At 62.3% G+C, this 16,435-nt stretch carries 14 protein-coding genes and 1 tRNA gene; 10 read left to right on the top strand and 5 right to left on the bottom strand.

Annotation, left to right across the window (positions count from 1 at the left end; all coding sequences use genetic code 11):
* Window positions 1–74 precede the first annotated feature (74 nt).
* Window positions 75–2,732, top strand: coding sequence for a DNA mismatch repair protein MutS (gene mutS / locus KGJ62_05525; GenBank protein ID MDE2126032.1), 2,658 nt, complete (start codon window positions 75–77; stop codon window positions 2,730–2,732).
* Window positions 2,733–2,744: 12 nt separating this feature from the next.
* Here the strand turns inward: mutS and KGJ62_05520 are convergent, their stop codons facing one another.
* Complete coding sequence (locus tag KGJ62_05520; protein ID MDE2126031.1) at window positions 2,745–3,623, bottom strand: polyphosphate kinase 2 family protein; 879 nt, start codon at window positions 3,621–3,623, stop codon at window positions 2,745–2,747.
* 152 nt (window positions 3,624–3,775) lie between these two features.
* On the opposite strand from KGJ62_05520, the gene KGJ62_05515 reads away from it, so the two are divergent.
* Window positions 3,776–4,657 carry a sugar phosphate isomerase/epimerase gene (locus KGJ62_05515; GenBank protein ID MDE2126030.1) on the top strand — a complete coding sequence of 294 codons (882 nt, stop codon included), beginning with the start codon at window positions 3,776–3,778 and terminating at the stop codon, window positions 4,655–4,657.
* A 19-nt stretch (window positions 4,658–4,676) separates the two neighbouring features.
* Here the strand turns inward: KGJ62_05515 and msrB are convergent, their stop codons facing one another.
* Complete coding sequence (msrB, locus tag KGJ62_05510; protein ID MDE2126029.1) at window positions 4,677–5,084, bottom strand: peptide-methionine (R)-S-oxide reductase MsrB; 408 nt, start codon at window positions 5,082–5,084, stop codon at window positions 4,677–4,679.
* Between the two features lie 93 nt (window positions 5,085–5,177).
* On the opposite strand from msrB, the gene KGJ62_05505 reads away from it, so the two are divergent.
* Entirely contained in the window at window positions 5,178–6,218 is a 1,041-nt protein-coding gene (locus tag KGJ62_05505) for a beta-propeller fold lactonase family protein (protein MDE2126028.1), read from the top strand.
* 235 nt (window positions 6,219–6,453) lie between these two features.
* Here KGJ62_05505 and KGJ62_05500 read toward each other — a convergent pair whose 3' ends face one another.
* The 3 genes from KGJ62_05500 to KGJ62_05490 form a co-directional block, all read right to left on the bottom strand.
* Complete coding sequence (locus KGJ62_05500; protein ID MDE2126027.1) at window positions 6,454–7,278, bottom strand: ankyrin repeat domain-containing protein; 825 nt, start codon at window positions 7,276–7,278, stop codon at window positions 6,454–6,456.
* A 659-nt stretch (window positions 7,279–7,937) separates the two neighbouring features.
* Window positions 7,938–8,522, bottom strand: a complete 585-nt coding sequence (locus KGJ62_05495; protein MDE2126026.1) for a dihydrofolate reductase family protein — start codon at window positions 8,520–8,522, stop codon at window positions 7,938–7,940.
* A 259-nt stretch (window positions 8,523–8,781) separates the two neighbouring features.
* A tRNA-Pro gene (locus tag KGJ62_05490) sits at window positions 8,782–8,853 on the bottom strand.
* Window positions 8,854–9,075: 222 nt separating this feature from the next.
* On the opposite strand from KGJ62_05490, the gene KGJ62_05485 reads away from it, so the two are divergent.
* From KGJ62_05485 to KGJ62_05455, 7 genes are all read left to right on the top strand, one after another.
* The gene (locus KGJ62_05485) at window positions 9,076–9,999 is read left to right on the top strand and encodes a PLP-dependent cysteine synthase family protein (protein ID MDE2126025.1); all 924 of its coding nucleotides are present in this window, start codon (window positions 9,076–9,078) and stop codon (window positions 9,997–9,999) included.
* 5 nt (window positions 10,000–10,004) lie between these two features.
* Window positions 10,005–10,454, top strand: coding sequence for a M67 family metallopeptidase (locus KGJ62_05480; protein ID MDE2126024.1), 450 nt, complete (start codon window positions 10,005–10,007; stop codon window positions 10,452–10,454).
* Window position 10,455: 1 nt separating this feature from the next.
* Window positions 10,456–11,721: a molybdopterin-synthase adenylyltransferase MoeB gene (gene moeB / locus KGJ62_05475; protein MDE2126023.1), complete on the top strand. Its 1,266-nt coding sequence runs from the start codon at window positions 10,456–10,458 to the stop codon at window positions 11,719–11,721.
* 127 nt (window positions 11,722–11,848) lie between these two features.
* Entirely contained in the window at window positions 11,849–12,805 is a 957-nt protein-coding gene (locus tag KGJ62_05470; protein ID MDE2126022.1) for a class II fructose-bisphosphate aldolase, read from the top strand.
* Window positions 12,806–12,838: 33 nt separating this feature from the next.
* Window positions 12,839–13,576 carry a RibD family protein gene (locus KGJ62_05465; GenBank protein ID MDE2126021.1) on the top strand — a complete coding sequence of 246 codons (738 nt, stop codon included), beginning with the start codon at window positions 12,839–12,841 and terminating at the stop codon, window positions 13,574–13,576.
* On the top strand, window positions 13,573–15,159 hold the full coding sequence (locus tag KGJ62_05460; protein MDE2126020.1) for an NAD(P)H-hydrate dehydratase: 1,587 nt from the start codon (window positions 13,573–13,575) through the stop codon (window positions 15,157–15,159). The genes KGJ62_05465 and KGJ62_05460 overlap by 4 nt, the downstream gene beginning before the upstream one ends.
* Window positions 15,156–16,424: an FHA domain-containing protein gene (locus tag KGJ62_05455; GenBank protein MDE2126019.1), complete on the top strand. Its 1,269-nt coding sequence runs from the start codon at window positions 15,156–15,158 to the stop codon at window positions 16,422–16,424. The genes KGJ62_05460 and KGJ62_05455 overlap by 4 nt, the downstream gene beginning before the upstream one ends.
* Window positions 16,425–16,435: the final 11 nt, after the last annotated feature.

Below are 16,435 nucleotides of genomic sequence, written 5' to 3'. Positions count from 1 at the left end.
TTCCTGATCGGCCCTTGCTGCGCATGAGTTTGGCTCGCCTTGACGCCCCGGCACGGCAAACGTATACTGCAGCCATGACCCAAAAGCCGAATGCGGCGCCGGAAGAGCTGCCGGAAAACTATTGCGGCAACACGCCGCTGATGCGGCAGTATTTTGCTACCCGTGCCGAAAATGCTTCCATTCTGCTTTTGATGCGGGTTGGTGACTTCTACGAGGCCTACGGTCCAGACGCCGTGCTGATTGCCGCCGATCTGCAGATTACGCTCACCGGGCGCGAAGACGGTGGCACGCGCGTTCCCATGGCCGGTGTGCCTTACCATGCCGTCGAACGCTATCTCGCCCGCTTGATCCGCGCAGGTCGCCGCGTTGCGATTATGGAGCAGATGGAGGACCCGCGATACGCCAAGGGCCTCGTCAAACGCAAAGTCACCAGGATTGTAACGCCCGGCACCGTTCTTGAAGACTCGATGCTTGAGGCGCGGTCGAACAACTATCTCGTGGCCGCCGTCGTCGGCGATCCGGTTGCCGGCATTGGTGTTGTGGATGTTTCGACCGGTGAGTTTTTGGCCACGGAGCTCACCGGCGGCGAACGCGAGACGCGACTCCTGGACGAAATCGCCCGCCTGGGTCCAGCCGAAATCCTGGTTCCGGCTGAGACGCCGGAGGCCGTGCTCGATGCGATACGGCGAACTAGCGACGCAAGCCTGCAGCTTACAGGTGGAGACCGCGCGACAGCGCCAGGTAACAGCAGCCGGCAGCAGCTGCTCAACCACTTTGGCACGACCTCGCTGCGCGGATTCGGCTGCGAAGAGTTTACGGCCGGTTTGGACGCCTGTGCCCTGGTGCTGCGCTACTTGCGCGAAACACAGGCTGCGGCTCTGGCGCATATCAGGAACCTGGGCACGTATTCCACGCGCGACTACATGGTGCTGGACGGCGCCGCGCGGCGGCACCTGGAGATCACAGCTCCAATGGGCGACGGTGGGCGCGCGGCCACACTGATCGGCGTCATGGACGAGACGCTTACCCCGATGGGTGGGCGTATGCTGCGCCGCTGGCTCGACGAGCCGCTCCTGGACGTTGCCGCGATACGCCGGCGCCATGCCGCCGTCAATCACCTGGCACGAAACGAACTGCTTCGAACGGAAATCCGCCGGTTGTTGCGAGGCGTTGGCGATCTGGAGCGGCTGATGAGCCGCACCTCGGCCTGCCTCGCCGATGCCCGCGACCTCATTGCCCTGCACGACGGTCTGGCACGCCTGCCCGACATTGGCGCGCTGCTTGCCGATCCGATTGAGCCTCTGCTGGCCGCACAGCGCGAGCTGCTTTTGCGCCCGACTGAAGCCGAGGCGTTGATTGCCCGCGCGATTGTGGAGTCGCCGCCTGCGGGCCTTCGGGAGGGTGGGATTATCCGGCCGGGATACGATGCCGAACTCGACAGGCTGCGAACAGGCGGTCAGGATGCGCGCATCTGGATTGCCAACCTGGAGACAACCGAGCGTCAACGAACCGGGATTGGCTCGCTGAAGGTTGGCTACAACGCCGTCTTCGGCTACTACATCGAGGTTACGCGCGCCAACCTTGCAAAGGTGCCAGCCGAATACATCCGAAAGCAGACAACCGCCGGTGGCGAGCGCTATATCACTCCGGAGCTGAAGGAGTACGAAGCGCACGTATTGGGCGCCGAGGAGAAAAGCGTGGAGCTGGAGGCGCTGCTGTTCGCATCTGTTCGCGACTCCGTTGCTCGGAGCTCAGAGCAGGTACTCGGACTTGCGCGCGCTGTGGCGGCGGTGGATGTGACCGCCTGCTTCGCGGAGGCGGCTGTGCGTCGACGGTGGGTGATGCCGGAGGTCGACGAATCGGAGTCGGTCGACATCAAGGCCGGGCGCCATCCGGTTATTGAGCAGCTGGCTGAACAGGGCTCGTTTATACCCAACGACTGCCTGATGCAGCCGGATCAACGGATGTTTATCATCACGGGCCCAAATATGAGCGGTAAGAGCAGTTATCTGCGCCAGACTGCGCTCATCGTTCTGCTTGCCCAGTGCGGCTCGTTTGTGCCGGCGGATAGCGCCAGGATCGGAATTGTCGACCGCATTTTTACTCGCGTTGGGGCGCACGATGAGCTTGCGTCGGGCCAATCCACCTTCATGGTGGAGATGAATGAGACGGCCAACATCCTGAACAACGCCACGGGTCGGAGCCTGGTGGTGCTGGATGAGATTGGGCGCGGCACCAGCACGTACGACGGTCTCTCCATCGCCTGGGCGGTTGCGGAGTATCTGCTCCGCGTCGGCTGCAAAACTCTGTTTGCCACACACTACCACCATCTCAACGAGCTCGCCGCCCAGAACAGCGGGGTGCGAAACTACCGGGTTGCCGTAAAAGAGAAAGGTGACATGATCATCTGGCTGCACCGCGTGGTAGAAGGTGGCACCGACCGCTCCTACGGCATCCAGGTGGCGCGCATGGCGGGCCTTCCCATGGAGGCGATCGAGCGAGCGCGCGAGGTGCTGCGCTGGCTGGAGAAGAGCAAACCGGGCGCTGGAAGCAATGGGGCACAGGCGCCACAGCCTGCGCCAAGGCGCGTTCAGCTTACACTGTTTGAGGCCGAGCCGCATCCGATCCTGGAAGAGATGAAGGCGCTGGATCCCGGCACCATGACGCCAATGGAGGCGCTGACTCAGCTCGATATCTGGCGCCGCCGCCTGCTGAACGATGACGCCGGATAGCGGCCCGGAGGGCTACTCCGTCTTTCTCTTTCCGCTGTCCGGAGCGATGCCGTCGGCGTCCGCCCCACCGGCAAGTCGCATCTTTTGGAGCTCCTCGCGCGCCGCGACTCCCACCTGTTTCAGGTGCTTCTCCCATGACGGGCGGTAAGGCCTCAACGCCTCGACAATTGCTTCCGTAATCACATAGTTACGAAACCACTTGTGATCCGCAGGCACGATGAACCAGGGCGCGTGCGGCGTTGAGCATGTCTCAATCGCCTCCTCATACGCTCGGTGGTAGTCGCTCCAAAACGTTCGCTCGTGCCAGTCGCCGGCAGAGAGCTTCCAGGCAGTTTCGGTCGTCTTTTCACGCTCCAGCAGCCGCTCCTTCTGCTCCTCTTTACTGATATGCAAAAAGAACTTGAGGATGACCGTTTGCGAGTCGACGAGCAGGTTCTCGAAATGGTTGATCTGTGCGTAGCGTGCGCGCCAGACTTCCGTTGGCACCAGGTTGTGCACGCGCACGGCCAGCACATCTTCGTAGTGTGACCGGTTGAAGATCGCGATGACGCCGCGGGGCGGCGCATGCGGATGAACCCGCCACAGAAAGTCATGCGAGGCCTCTTCCGGAGTGGGCACCTTGAACCCGGCAACGCGGCAGCCTTGCGGGTTCACCGCGCTCATCACATGCGCAATCGTGCCGTCTTTGCCGGCAGAGTCGAGACCCTGCAGCACGATCAGCATTCCCGTAAGCCCGGCAGCGTACATCAACTCCTGGATCTCGGTCAATTCAGCGTGCAGTACGGCGGTTGCAGCCGCGCATGACGCACGGTCCAATCCGTCATGAAAGCCAGGATCGATCTCGCCGAGATGGACCTTGCCGTTGCCGGTGTGCGCCTTGAGAATGCCCATTTTCGTTCCCTTCGCTTGCTGGTTCAGCCTCAGCCCTGTTCCGCGTTGGCACGATAATTCCCTGCGCACCACCACGTGCATCGGCAGGAAACCCGGTTGCGAATGGGCGAACTGGTGGCCACAGCTTCCCGTTCGGTTCCAAAGGAGAGATGATGAGTCGCGCAGACCACAAAGATATCCGGATCGGCACCCTGGCGCGCATGACACCCGATCCGGCGTACATCAAGAGTTTGATTCCGCACGGCTTTGAGTCATTCCAGCTGACGGTCTGGGACGTGTTGCGCGGTCTGGACCTCGCTGCGTGTGCGCCGGCTGCGCTCGACGCCGTGGGCGATCAGGCGGTAATCAGCAGCATCGGCATGTTCGGCAATCCGCTGCAGAAAGAGGAGGCAGCGCGCGATTGGGAGACATGTATCCGCGCTGCGCGCAGCTTCAACTGCAGCATGGTCTGCGGCTTTGCCGGCGCTCTGGAAGATCGGCCCCTGCCCGAAAGCGTGCCGAAGTACAAGGAGGTGTGGGGCCACCTGGCGCGTGTGGCCGAGGGCGAGGGCGTTCGGATCGCGTTCGAAAACTGCGACATGGGCGGATCCTGGGAGCGTCCGCGCTGGAACATTGCCCACGCGCCGCGTGCCTGGGAGATGCTTTTCAATGAGGTGCCGTCCGAGGCTATCGGACTGGAGTGGGAGCCGTGCCATCAGATGGCGTCGCTCATCGATCCTCTACCGCAACTGCGCAAATGGGTGCACCGCATCTACCACATTCACGGAAAGGACGCTACCGTAGCCTGGGATATTGTGCGCGACCAGGGAATACGGTCCGGCGTGGAGTACGTGTGGCATCGAACGCCGGGATTTGGCGATACAAACTGGACCGACGTGATCTCCATTCTTCGCATGGGCGGGTACATGGGCAGCATCGACATCGAGGGCTGGCACGACCCCGTCTACCGTGACGAACTCGAGATTACAGGTCAGGTGCACGCGCTCAACTACCTCAAGCAGTGTCGTGGCGGAGCGTGGATCCCGCCGGAGTAGTACGCCTGACGCGCAGCGCCTACTCCTCGCGTTTTGTGAATGAGAGACTCACCGAGTTGATGCAGTAGCGCTGGCCGGTCGGCTCCGGGCCATCCTCAAACACGTGGCCCAGGTGACCACCGCAGCGGTGGCAGCGCACCTCCGTACGCAGCATCCCCGCGCTGGAATCTTCCACGAAATCGAGCAGATCGGGATTTACGGTGTCAAAGAAGCTGGGCCAACCGCAGTGCGCATCGAACTTCTCTCTGGAGGAAAACAGCACGGCCCCGCAGCCGGCGCAGGTGTAGTCGCCGTGATCCGTAAGCTTCACGTAGGCTCCGGTGCCTGGCAGCTCGGTGCCACGCTCGCGCAGGATATGATACTGTTCCGGAGTGAGCCGGCGGCGCCACTCCTCGTCGGTGAGTTCCAGTTCGTGGTTCTGTGACATCGGGGATATCCTCTCAGTTCAGGGCGGCGCGATGCCGGACGGGTATAATCCGGCACGCACCCATTGAATTACAGATTTCTACGGAGGTAAGGCATGCGGCGATTAGCAGGTTGGATGGCGCTGGCTGTACTGGTAGGTCTTGCCGGTTGCGGCGGCAGCACCAGCAGCCTTACCGGTCTGGAGTATCTGTACGTCCTGAACTCCGGTGACATGACGATTTCTCAATTTACCATCAACGGCGATGGTTCGCTGACGGCAAACACGCCGGCAACGCTTCCGGCTTCCGCCGGGAGCACGGTTCTGGCAACCGACGTGGCCGGCAAATACCTCTTCTGTGGCGGCGCATCAGGGATTACCGCTTATACGGTTGGCGCGAAAGGCGTGCTTTCTGCCGGCGTTACAACATCCGTGGCGCAGGGCGCCGTTACCGGCCTGGCGGTCGATCCTCAGGACCGCTTTGTATTCGCATCCGCCGGCGGCGCCACGCTGGTCTACAGCATCCAAACGGGTGGAGTGCTTGGTCCGGCCGTAACGTTGACAGGTGTGGCTTCATCGAGCCTCGCTCTGGATCCCGGCGGAAACTATCTGGTCACGGTGGCCACGGGTGCGAATACGGTATCGACCTGGACCGTTCACGCCGACGGCAGCGTGACGGCGATCAATTCGATGCCGACCGGCGTGGGGCCAACCCAGGTGGTGGTGGATCCCAACGGCGCGCACGTACTGGTATTGAACGGCGGCGACCGGTCTGTGTCGCTGTACGGGCTGGCGACCGGTACGTTGGGCGTGTCAAACGTCACCACGCTGCCCGCCAGCACAAATCCGACCAATATCGAGATCGACACGACCGGCATTCTCGTTTTCGTGGCTAATCCGGCAGGCAACAACTTCTACCAGTACGGCTTACCGGCCACTGGAGCCTTGCTTGCGCTGAAGCCGGCCACTCTGGCTGGTGGAAGTGGTACCAACTCGCTCGTTATAGAACCCAGCGATACCCTGGCATTTGGTACCAACACCGCGTCCAATACCGTCTCAACCTACGACGTGACGGCAGGTGGACTGCTGAACCTGCAGGTGACCACAAACGTCGGCAAGGACCCGACCGATGCGGTTGTAGCGCGCGTACCGAAGTAGGGAACTGGCCCGGAACCATCCACCGCTGATTAGCCAACTACCATCGGGCAGACGCGGGTCCCTCCGGGTCTGCCTCCGGGCCATAGGTCGCACCGGTCCCACAGGTCCAACGTATGTGTGGCGTATCGGTCCGGCAAAACGGTGGGAGCATGGCCGCGTTCGCGGCGCGGACGCCGCTGCCATTGGCGGGCCGGGTCGCTCCGGCTCAACCAGTTGCGTGCCGGATAACGCCGCCTCAGGCCGCGCCGTGGGCCAGAAGTACGGCAGTGATCCGCTGCAGCCCGCGCTCCCGAGCATGCTCGAGTGCCGTCTTGCCCTTCGCGTCCACGGCTGCAATGTCCGCGCCGGCGTCGATCAGCAACTCGGTGACTTCGGCGCAGTCATCGCGCTGCGTGGCGTTCATGATCAGCGGCGTCATCCCGAAGAAGCCTGAGTCGGCCTTCTGGTTGCGGCTGTTTGGCGCAGCTCCACGGCCCAGGAGCACACGAACCGAGTCCGGCGCGTGCTCACTAGCCCAGTGAAGCGGTTTACCGCCGTAGCAATTGATCTCATCGGCTTCAATATCTGCTCCAGCATCCAAAAGCACCGACACAATCTCCGGATAGTTGTTGTGCGATGGCCAGTGGAGTGGAGAGTCGCCGATCCAGCCGCGCTGATGGACCGAAAGCGGGTCGCGTTGAATATGCTCCTTGACGAGCTCGATCCAGCCCTGGCGGGCGGCGAGGTTGATCGCAACCCCCAAACCATTCGTGCCTTCGGCTTTGTCCGGGATCTCCTCAAGAAAGTACCGTACAACATCGGGCTGCTTGTTCCACGCCGCCAGCATTACGGGCGGGTAGGTGTTCATCGGATTGGTATATACCTCTGCGCCAAACTCCACCAACAAACGGCAAGCATCCACCTGCCCGTTTGAGGCTGCATACTGCAGCGGTGTCATGAGGTCCCCGTCCTGCGCGGAATAACGGACCCAAACCAGCCCCGGGTCCTCTTCCAGCAGGTGACGGACTGCCGAGAGGTCGCCGGCTGCCAATGCTGGAAAGACGCTCTGAGTGGCTGCCATCTCCGCAGACCCTCCCCTCTATGCCGCAAAGTCGGTGAACACCGGTCAGTACGTGGCTGTTGGCCGGCTCGCCGGCCGGCCTACGCAGCGCGTCGCCACCGCGGGTCTCTCACAAAAAGTTGTGGCGACTGGTTAACACCAGAACTTGTCCCAGCGCGCGTCCAGGTCTTGCAGACCTGCCGCCGGACGCGCATCGAAAGACGGAACTCCTGGTTCCGATTGGGTGTCTCCTCTTGCGGCTCGGCGTCTGCGGACTGCATCTTCCAGCCGCTGTACGCATTCTCCTTCAGCTACCGACAACTGCCGTGCTGCCTCCGGGTATTGCTCGGCTTGTGTGGAACAGTTGGATACGGTGGTAATGACGGCGCGGACGGCATCTAAACTCGGTTCGCCGCTGGTCGAAACGCACTGCTCCTTGAAGCTATCGCACTGTGTCGTAGGGATCTGTTTTGCGACGGCCACCTCCTGAAATCACGTTCGTGAGCTCTGGTAAGCGTGGCAGCTCATTTCGGAGCGTCAAGAGGGCTCTTGCCCGTTTCGCAGGCGGCCGGATGGAGGTTTGTGGAACCGACATGCTTACCGCATGGGCATCACTCATGCTGGTGCAGCTGCACATTTCCGTGCTCGCAGCCTGTCCATGTGTCTACCAGGGAGCGGGATCAAACAGGGACGTATGTCAGCCTGACCGCATCCTCGCCGGCGGTATCGGCCGTGACGAGCCGGAGGGGCGGCGTGGTGCGTGCGAAGTACGGCTTGCCGCGGCCCAGTACAAACGGACGGAAGTAGAGACGGTACTCGTCGATGAGGCCGAGATCCGTAAGGCTCGCCGCAAGTTCGGGCCCTGCGACATCGATGTCGCCTTCAACGTCCGTCTTCAGCCGGCGCGCGAACGCTTCGAGATCGCCCGCCACGAGCGCAGCGTTTCTGCCAACCGACTTCAGCGACCGTGATACCACCCATTTCGGCTTCGCCCGCCATGCCGCCGCGAAGTCAAGCTCGAGTGTGTCCCACTCCGGCTGGTCGTCGTCCCAGTACCGCATCACTTCATACATACGACGACCGAACAAACAGCCGGCAACAGCACGGAATTGATCGTTGAGGTGCCGAAAGAGAGACTCGCCGGGTGGCGGCAACTCCAGACGAGCGGCAAGACCCGCCGCGTAGCCATCCGATCCAGGCCCGCCCGCCGCGCCGGCAACATAGCCGTCCAGCGATTGCATCATTCCGAACACAAGTCTTCCCACTTCCTCACACCTCCGCAGTAGTCTCCGATCGGGTCGGTCGAGTGGCCGTTCCGGCATAGATCGTCCGAACAAACTATCGGGTCAGGGTTGGCCGCGACGAAAGGAGCGACGAGATCTGAGTTTGTCAACGTGTCAGGTCGAAGGCAGACCTGGCGCCGCAGGCTGGGGATAGCGAAAGCTCGACTTGCCGATTGAACCGGGCTGAACCGGCTAAGCCCCCGTAACGAGCGACAAAACGAACGATGTGAGGAATAAAAAGTCGGGGTGACTGGATTTGAACCAGCGACCACTCGCCCCCCAGACGAGCACTCTACCACTGAGCTACACCCCGCCGAACTGCCCATTATAGTCACGGCGCTTGCCTCAAGTCAAGATGACATGATCGGTGCGGAGCCGACGATCACGGAACTCCGCTTCGGCCTGTTCCGTAATAAACCAGACTAATGTCATAATATTAGTCAGAATTGCAGAGCGAGGCCCTATGGCAGCTGCCCAAACATTGCATCGGCCCACCACAAACACGACTACGAGCCACGGCATCCGTTGCGAGCGCATGCCGTCCGAACCGATGGAGCTCGGGGCGCCGATCACCGCCCTGATCGGCAACACGCCGCTGCTCCGGTTTCAGTCGCTTCTGCCGCCGGACTGCCAGGCGGCCGTATACGCCAAGGCTGAGTGGTTCAACCCCGGCGGTTCCATCAAAGATCGCGCAGCCTGGAGCATTATTCTCCAGGGCGAGCGTGATGGCGAACTGACGCCAGGCAAGACTATTCTGGATGCAACATCGGGCAATACCGGCATCGCATATGCCCTGATTGGGGCTGCGCGCGGCTACCGGGTCACGATGTGTCTGCCGGCGAATGCGAACGAGGAACGCAAGAGCCTGCTGCGCGCATATGGCGCCGAGGTGATCCTTACGGATCCCGGAGAGGGAACGGATGGCGCCATGCTGCGGGCCCGGGCGATGGCGACCTCGGATCCGGACCGGTACTTCTATCCGGATCAGTACAACAATCCGGCGAACTGGCAAGCGCACTACCGCACCACGGCTCCTGAGATCTGGCGACAAACCGCCGGGCGGATCACGCACTTTGTTGCCGGTCTGGGTACCACGGGTACCTTTACGGGTACGGGGCGGCGCCTGCGTGAGCTGAATCCGGCGATCGAGCTTGTGGCCGTGCAGCCCGATTCGCCGCTCCATGGCCTGGAAGGTATAAAGCACCTGCCGTCATCGATCGTTCCGGGTATCTATGACCCAACTCTGGTAACGCAGGAGCGGTCCGTCTCAACCGAGGAGGCGCGCTCGATGGCGCGCCGCCTGGCTCACACCGAAGGCGTCCTGGTCGGTCCCTCCGGCGGCGCCAATCTGGCCGCTGCCGTGCAGCTGGCGCTGGAGCTGCGAGCCGGCGTAGTCGTGACCGTGCTGGCTGACGGCGGGGCGCGGTACCTTTCCGACCGCTTCTGGCAGGAGGAGTAGCCGTTATGCTGGTTGTGCCCACCGAGATGGAGGCGGCGATCCGCCAGCACGCGGAGACCGAGTACCCCAACGAGTGCTGTGGCGCCTTGTTGGGCAAAAGCCTGCCCACCGGAGATCGGGTGAGCGATACGCGCCGGCTCCGCAACGTGCACGAAGACGGCCACGCTCGGCGATACCTGGTCGACCCGGAGCAGTTGCGTGCGTTGCTGGAGGAAGAAGTTCAGGCGGCATGGTCCATAATAGGGTTCTACCACTCCCATCCCGACCATCCTTCCCAGCCGTCGGAGTACGACCGCGTACACGCGGCGCCATGGTACACCTACGCGATTGTGGCCGTGGCGCGCGGAGCGAGTGAGAAGCTGTCGGCCTGGAAGCTGGACGACGCCGGACAGTTTGTGGAGGAAGCCATTGTAAGCGGCAGCCCGCCGCAGAACCCGGATCCGGGTGAGGGATAAGATGCCGAAGACCGCAACACTTACCGCAGGCGCCGGACCGAACGCGGAACCGGCCGACTTGAGAGCCGAAGAACTCTCCGATTCACCACCGGTGATCTCACCCGAGAGAGCTGCATCGGTTTCGTTCTCCCAGGAGGAGCTGCTTCGCTACAGTCGGCATCTCATCCTGCCCGAGGTAACGATCGCCGGGCAACGAAAGCTGAAAGCTGCGCGCGTACTGTGTATCGGCGCGGGTGGCCTCGGATCGCCCGTTGCGCTGTACCTTGCCGCCGCGGGAGTTGGGACAATAGGCATTGTCGACTTCGACGTGGTCGATCTTACCAACCTGCAGCGCCAGATTCTACACTCTACCGAAGACATTGGTCGGTCGAAGCTGGCATCCGCCGCCGATGCGCTCCATAGAATAAACCCAAATGTGCGCGTCGTGCACCACAATGCACGGTTTGAGTCTGCCAACGCGATGGCAATTGTCAGCGACTACGATATCGTCGTGGATGGCACGGATAACTTCGCTACGCGCTATTTGACCAATGATGTCTGTGTCCTGCTGGATAAACCAAACGTCTACGGCTCCATCTTTCGTTTCGAGGGCCAGGTGTCGGTATTCTGGGCATCGCGTGGGCCATGTTACCGATGCCTCTACGCAGAACCGCCGCCACCTGGGATGGTGCCGTCTTGCGCGGAGGGTGGGGTGCTGGGCGTGCTTCCAGGTATCGTGGGATGCCTGCAGGCGAATGAAGCCATCAAACTCATAGTCGGCATGGGTGAGCCGATGATCGGTCGCCTGTTGCTGTTTCAGGCGCTGGCCATGGAGTTTCGAACGTTGAGACTCCGAAAGGATCCGGCTTGCCCGATCTGCGGTGACAATGCCAGCATCACCGAATTGATCGACTACGAAGCGTTCTGTGGAATCCGTGGAGAGGAGTCACCTGCGTTGGAAACCGACGTGGCGGAGGAGATCTCGGTAACCGAGCTGAAGGCGAAAATGGATCGAAATGAGCCGTTCACGCTTGTGGACGTACGCGAACCGTATGAGGTAGAGATTGCCAGTATTCCAGGCTCCATCCTGATACCACTGGGCGAGATTGAGGAACGCGCCGGTGAGTTGGACAGGAACGCCGAGATCATCCTTCAGTGTCGCTCCGGAAAGCGCAGCGCCGACGCACTGTTCCGCCTGAAAGCGCTCGGCTTCGAGCGGCTCAAAAACCTCAGGGGCGGCATCCTCGCCTGGAGCGAAGAGATCGATCCCTCCGTGCCGCAGTACTGACCTGCGGGCGTTCGCACCGCACGCCATCGGCTATAATGTTGTGCGCGCGAAGGTTTTGTTCGCGCGCTTGTCCGCCGCATTCCGGTCGGTTGCACCGCTCCGGCTTCGGCTCTGTAAGGAGAATATCGTGATTGTTCCCACCCATACGCTATTTGAACACGCGTATGGCAACTATGCTCTAGGCGCCTACAATATCAACAATCTGGAGCAGACCGTCGGTCTTTTCGAGGGCGCCATCCAATCGCAGGCTCCGTTCATCATACAGATATCCCGCGGTGCGCGCTCGTACACCAACAAGATGCTGCTTGAGTCGATCATACGCACGTCGGAGGTGATCTGGCCGGATGCACTCTTCGCCGTACACCTCGATCACGGTGATGAGGCAAGCGCCATGGATTGCATCGCCAGCGGCTTCTATTCGTCGGTGATGATTGATGCCTCTCACGAGGAGTTTGCCGAGAACGTGGCCATAACCCGGCGCGTGGTTGAGGCGGCGCATGCGCGAGGCATATCGGTGGAGGCGGAACTCGGTATGCTGGGTGGCGTGGAAGAAGATATCCACGTGGACGAGAAGAACTCGCTGCTTACCGATCCCGCCGAGGCCGAGGAGTTCGTAAAGCTGACCGGCTGCGACTCACTGGCCTGCGCGATCGGCACCAGCCACGGCGCATACAAGTTCAGCGGCAGCCAGGCCATCCACTTTGACCGCGTTCGGGCGATCCAGCAGAGGCTGCCCGGCGTGCCGCTGGTGATGCACGGCTCCAGTTCCGTGCCTCAGGAGGAAGTGGATCGCATCAACGCAGCCGGCGGGGCGATCCATGGCTCGCGGGGTGTTGATCCAAACCAGTACCTGCCTGCCGCCAAGCTCGGTGTTTGTAAGGTGAATATCGATACAGATGGCCGGCTGGTGTGGACGCGCGTTCATCGCGAGTATTTCCGCGATAAGCCCGCCGGCTTCGACCTGCGAGATCCGGGAAAGATATTCATGGGCGAATATGCAAAGTTCATCGCCAGCCGCAACGAATACCTGGGGTCGGCCGGCCAGCTGCAGGCTTCGCGAAGTCACGCGCTCGCCTCTGCATAGGCCGTTTGCGCCAATTGCACTACGGTGCGCGCCGTGAGTATCGCACGCCTGCTCGACGTTACCCGGCCGGCCGGCTCGCCGGACGCACTCTATGAGGCACTGGATTTTGGTGAGCCGGCAAAAGGTCGTCCGGCGGTTTTCATCAACATGGCCGCCACAGTGGACGGCAAGATCGTTATTGGCGAGCCCGGTGGAACCGCGAAGGGCGTTGGTGGGCCCACCGACCAGCTTTTGTTTCGGCGCCTCCAACGGCAGTGCGATGCGGTGCTGGTGGGCGCCTCCACGCTGCGCGCCGGTCCCGTTCTCTATCCGCCGGAGCTGCTGCGCGTTACCGTGACGCGATCAGCAAACCTGCCGGCCGGCAACCCCTTCTTCACGCGGCGATCCGCGCTGGCGTTGGTGGCTGCGCCCGAGGAGGCGGCTGCCGCGGTACGGCAGTGCGTCGGCAATGGTGCAGATGTCCTGGAGGTTGGCTCCGGGGAGGTGGATCTCACCCAACTACTCGGTATACTCCGCCAGACATATGGCCGCCGCTTATTGCTGTGCGAGGGCGGCCCAACCCTGAACAGCGCGCTGATTATGGCTGGGCTGGCAGACGAACTGTTCTTGACGATCTCGCCCAAACTCAAGGGAGGTTCCGGCATTCCTTCGATTATGGCTGGCGCCGGCCTGCCACCCGGGCGGGTAGTGTCGCTCGACCTGCTGTCTGTGTATGCGGATGGCAGCGAACTGTACCTGCGCTATCGCATTGGTGGAGTTACCTCACTGTGAAGGTCGCTACGGCGCAGCAGATGCGCGATGCCGACGCGGCGGCTGCGCAACTACAGGGCATGAGCAGCGCGATCCTGATGGAGAACGCCGGTGCTGCTGTTGCGCGCGCTGCACGCGACATGGTCTCCGTCAAGCGCGGTCAACAAATCGCCGTATTCTGCGGACCAGGCAATAATGGGGGCGATGGCCTTGCGGCTGCGCGGCATCTTGCGGCCGCCGGGTTCGGGGTTCGGATAGTGCTTGCTGCGGACGTTGGTCGACCGCGCGGCGACGCCGCGCGGCAGTACCAGGCGGCGCATGCCTGCGGCGTTCAAGTATGCGCCGGCGCTGAGCTCTCTCGGTGCGATCTCGCTGTGGACGCGCTCCTCGGCACGGGAGCGGTAGGCGCGCCGCGGGACGAGATCGCCCACGCGATCCGTTGCGTCACGGCTTTGGATTGTCCCATTCTGTCGGTCGATATTCCATCCGGTGTGGAGTGTGATACCGGATACACCCCGGGCGCCGCTGTGAGTGCTGACACTACGATTACCTTTGCATTCAAGAAGCGGTGCATGTTTCTCTTTCCCGGGGCCGACCACGCCGGCCGCGTGCTGGTTGATCCGATCGGTATTTGCTGGGACCGGCTCGTTCCGGAGACTGGGGTACGAAGTCTCGACATAGGCGAGTTTGCAGCGCCTGCGTTCGCCTGGGCGCAGCAATGCCTCTTTGACCGGCACGCCAACACAAACAAGGGAGATTATGGCCGGGCGGCTATCGTTGCCGGGAGCGCGGGGATGATTGGCGCTCCGCGTCTGGCGGGGCGCGCGGCGCTAAGGACCGGCGCGGGGCTCGTGACCGTATTCGCACCCAGTTCCATCCAGCAGGTGGTCGCTGCTGGGCTCGAGGCCGCGCTTACGGTGCCGCTCGCCGAGGCCGAAGGGCAGTTGGCGGCAGAGGCAGCCGACGCAGTTCTCGGTGCAATGCGGCCCAGCGCCGTGTTGGCGCTCGGCCCCGGCATCGGCACCGGACCCGGCGCGAACGCGGTGACGGAGCGTCTGCTGACGGAGTGGTCGGGCTCGATCGTGTTGGATGCCGACGGGCTGAACTGCCTGGCACAGATGCACCGCGAAGGTCGGTCGCCGCTGCCGCGGCGCGCCGGTTCTACGCTCTTGACGCCACATCCCGGCGAGGCTGCGCGCTTGCTGGACAGCACGATATCGGTTGTGGAGGCAGATCGTTTTGCCGCCGCTGCGCAGCTTGCCAGGGAATACGGCGCCGTGGTGCTGCTAAAGGGGCGATATACGATAATCGCGGAGCCGGAAGGATCGCTGTCTGTGAACGTCACGGGGAACCCTGGTATGGCCAGGGGAGGTTCGGGCGACACATTGACCGGGATGATCGTGGCGCTGCTGGCGCAGGCCGAGATGAGCGGAAGCTCTGAGGCATCAAACGCACGCATGGCGGCCGCAGCGGCCCTGGGCTGTTATCTGCACGGCCTTGCGGGCGATATCGCGTCAGAATCGTATGGTGAAACGTCAATGACTCCGGAGGATATCACGGCTTCTATCGGCTGTGCCATCGCGCGAATGAGATCGAGCCTATGAACCGAACCATCAAGATGCAGTTGAGTGCGGCTGCCTTCGTAGCTGGCATCCTGGTCAACGTGCCCGGCCCTGTTCGTGCCCAGGTCGCGGCCTCTGCCGGCGGCAAATACCCGCTGCACGTCAAGGTGGATGTACCCGGACAGTTTACATACCGGTTCGTGCGCGGCGCATCGGATGCCGGAACCGCGCCCGCCTCTCTGCCACTGCCGGCCTCCTCGTCAAGCAATATCGTGCTCTCGATGCCGCACAAAGCGGCCGACCTGGAGGTTTGCGATGTGACCCGCGGGAATGTGGCGCGGATGCAGGTGTTGGCCGGCGCGAACGTGGTTCTAGCGGAGTCGGCGTTCAAGGAGTGCCGGTCCGTATTGGCCTCCGTTCAGGAAGGCGGTGTTCCGGTAGCTGGCCCTCGCGTAACCTTGAGTACGTCCAGCCCAAAAGTCCGTGAGAGCACGGTGCTCACAGCTTCCGACGACGGTATCGCCCGATTCCGGAATGTGCCGCTGAATGTGCCGGTTACCGTGACCGTGGAGTATGGCTCGAACTCACCGGTCAGCCTGACCGAGACAATCGGGCTGGACCATCCGGCCGCCGCCAAGGTTTTGGGGCCGATCGAAGTCACCTGGTCCGATGTGCAGACGCTGTCGCCCGGAGCCCACGTTGTGGCCAAAGTGGCCAACACCAGCATCCCGGCCCCGGCCGAGAGTGGCGGGAATAACGAGCTTCTCTCCTTCGTGCGTACACTGGTGGCGCTGGTCTCTGTTGGAGGAATCGTATACGGCGCCTGGTGGGCGGTGACTACCGGTCACGCCAAGACGTGGCTGAGTCACCTCGGCATCGAAACGGCGCCCGTGGAAGCGCCAGCATCGCTGCCTGGGTTCGGGAAGCAGGCGCCGGTGCCTGTGGCGCCGATCACGGAGGGCACTGCAGAGCCGTTGACCGCTCCAGGCCAGGCGGTGGTAGCCGGTACACCGCGCATCTTTGGGTCCGCCGGCGCTTATGGTGGTCACAGCTTCGAGTTGAACGGTTCCAGTCTGACTATTGGCCGGGATATCACCAATCAGGTTGCGTTGAGCGCCGACGGGAACGTTTCAAGGCGGCATGCAGTTTTGAGAAGTGGACCTGAAGGCTGGACTGTGACGGACCTGGGTTCCGCTAACGGGACTTTTGTGAACGGCATCCGTATTGCGCCCGATCAGCCGTCGCCAATTCAAACGGGAGACGAGCTGCATGTGGGGCTCACTCGCTTCCGGTTTGACGCGGGTTAGGCGACCCAAGG

Source organism: Armatimonadota bacterium (genome assembly GCA_028871815.1).
Taxonomy (GTDB): Bacteria; Armatimonadota; Chthonomonadetes; order Chthonomonadales; family Chthonomonadaceae; genus REEB205.
This window is presented reverse-complemented; position numbering and strand designations above follow the sequence as displayed.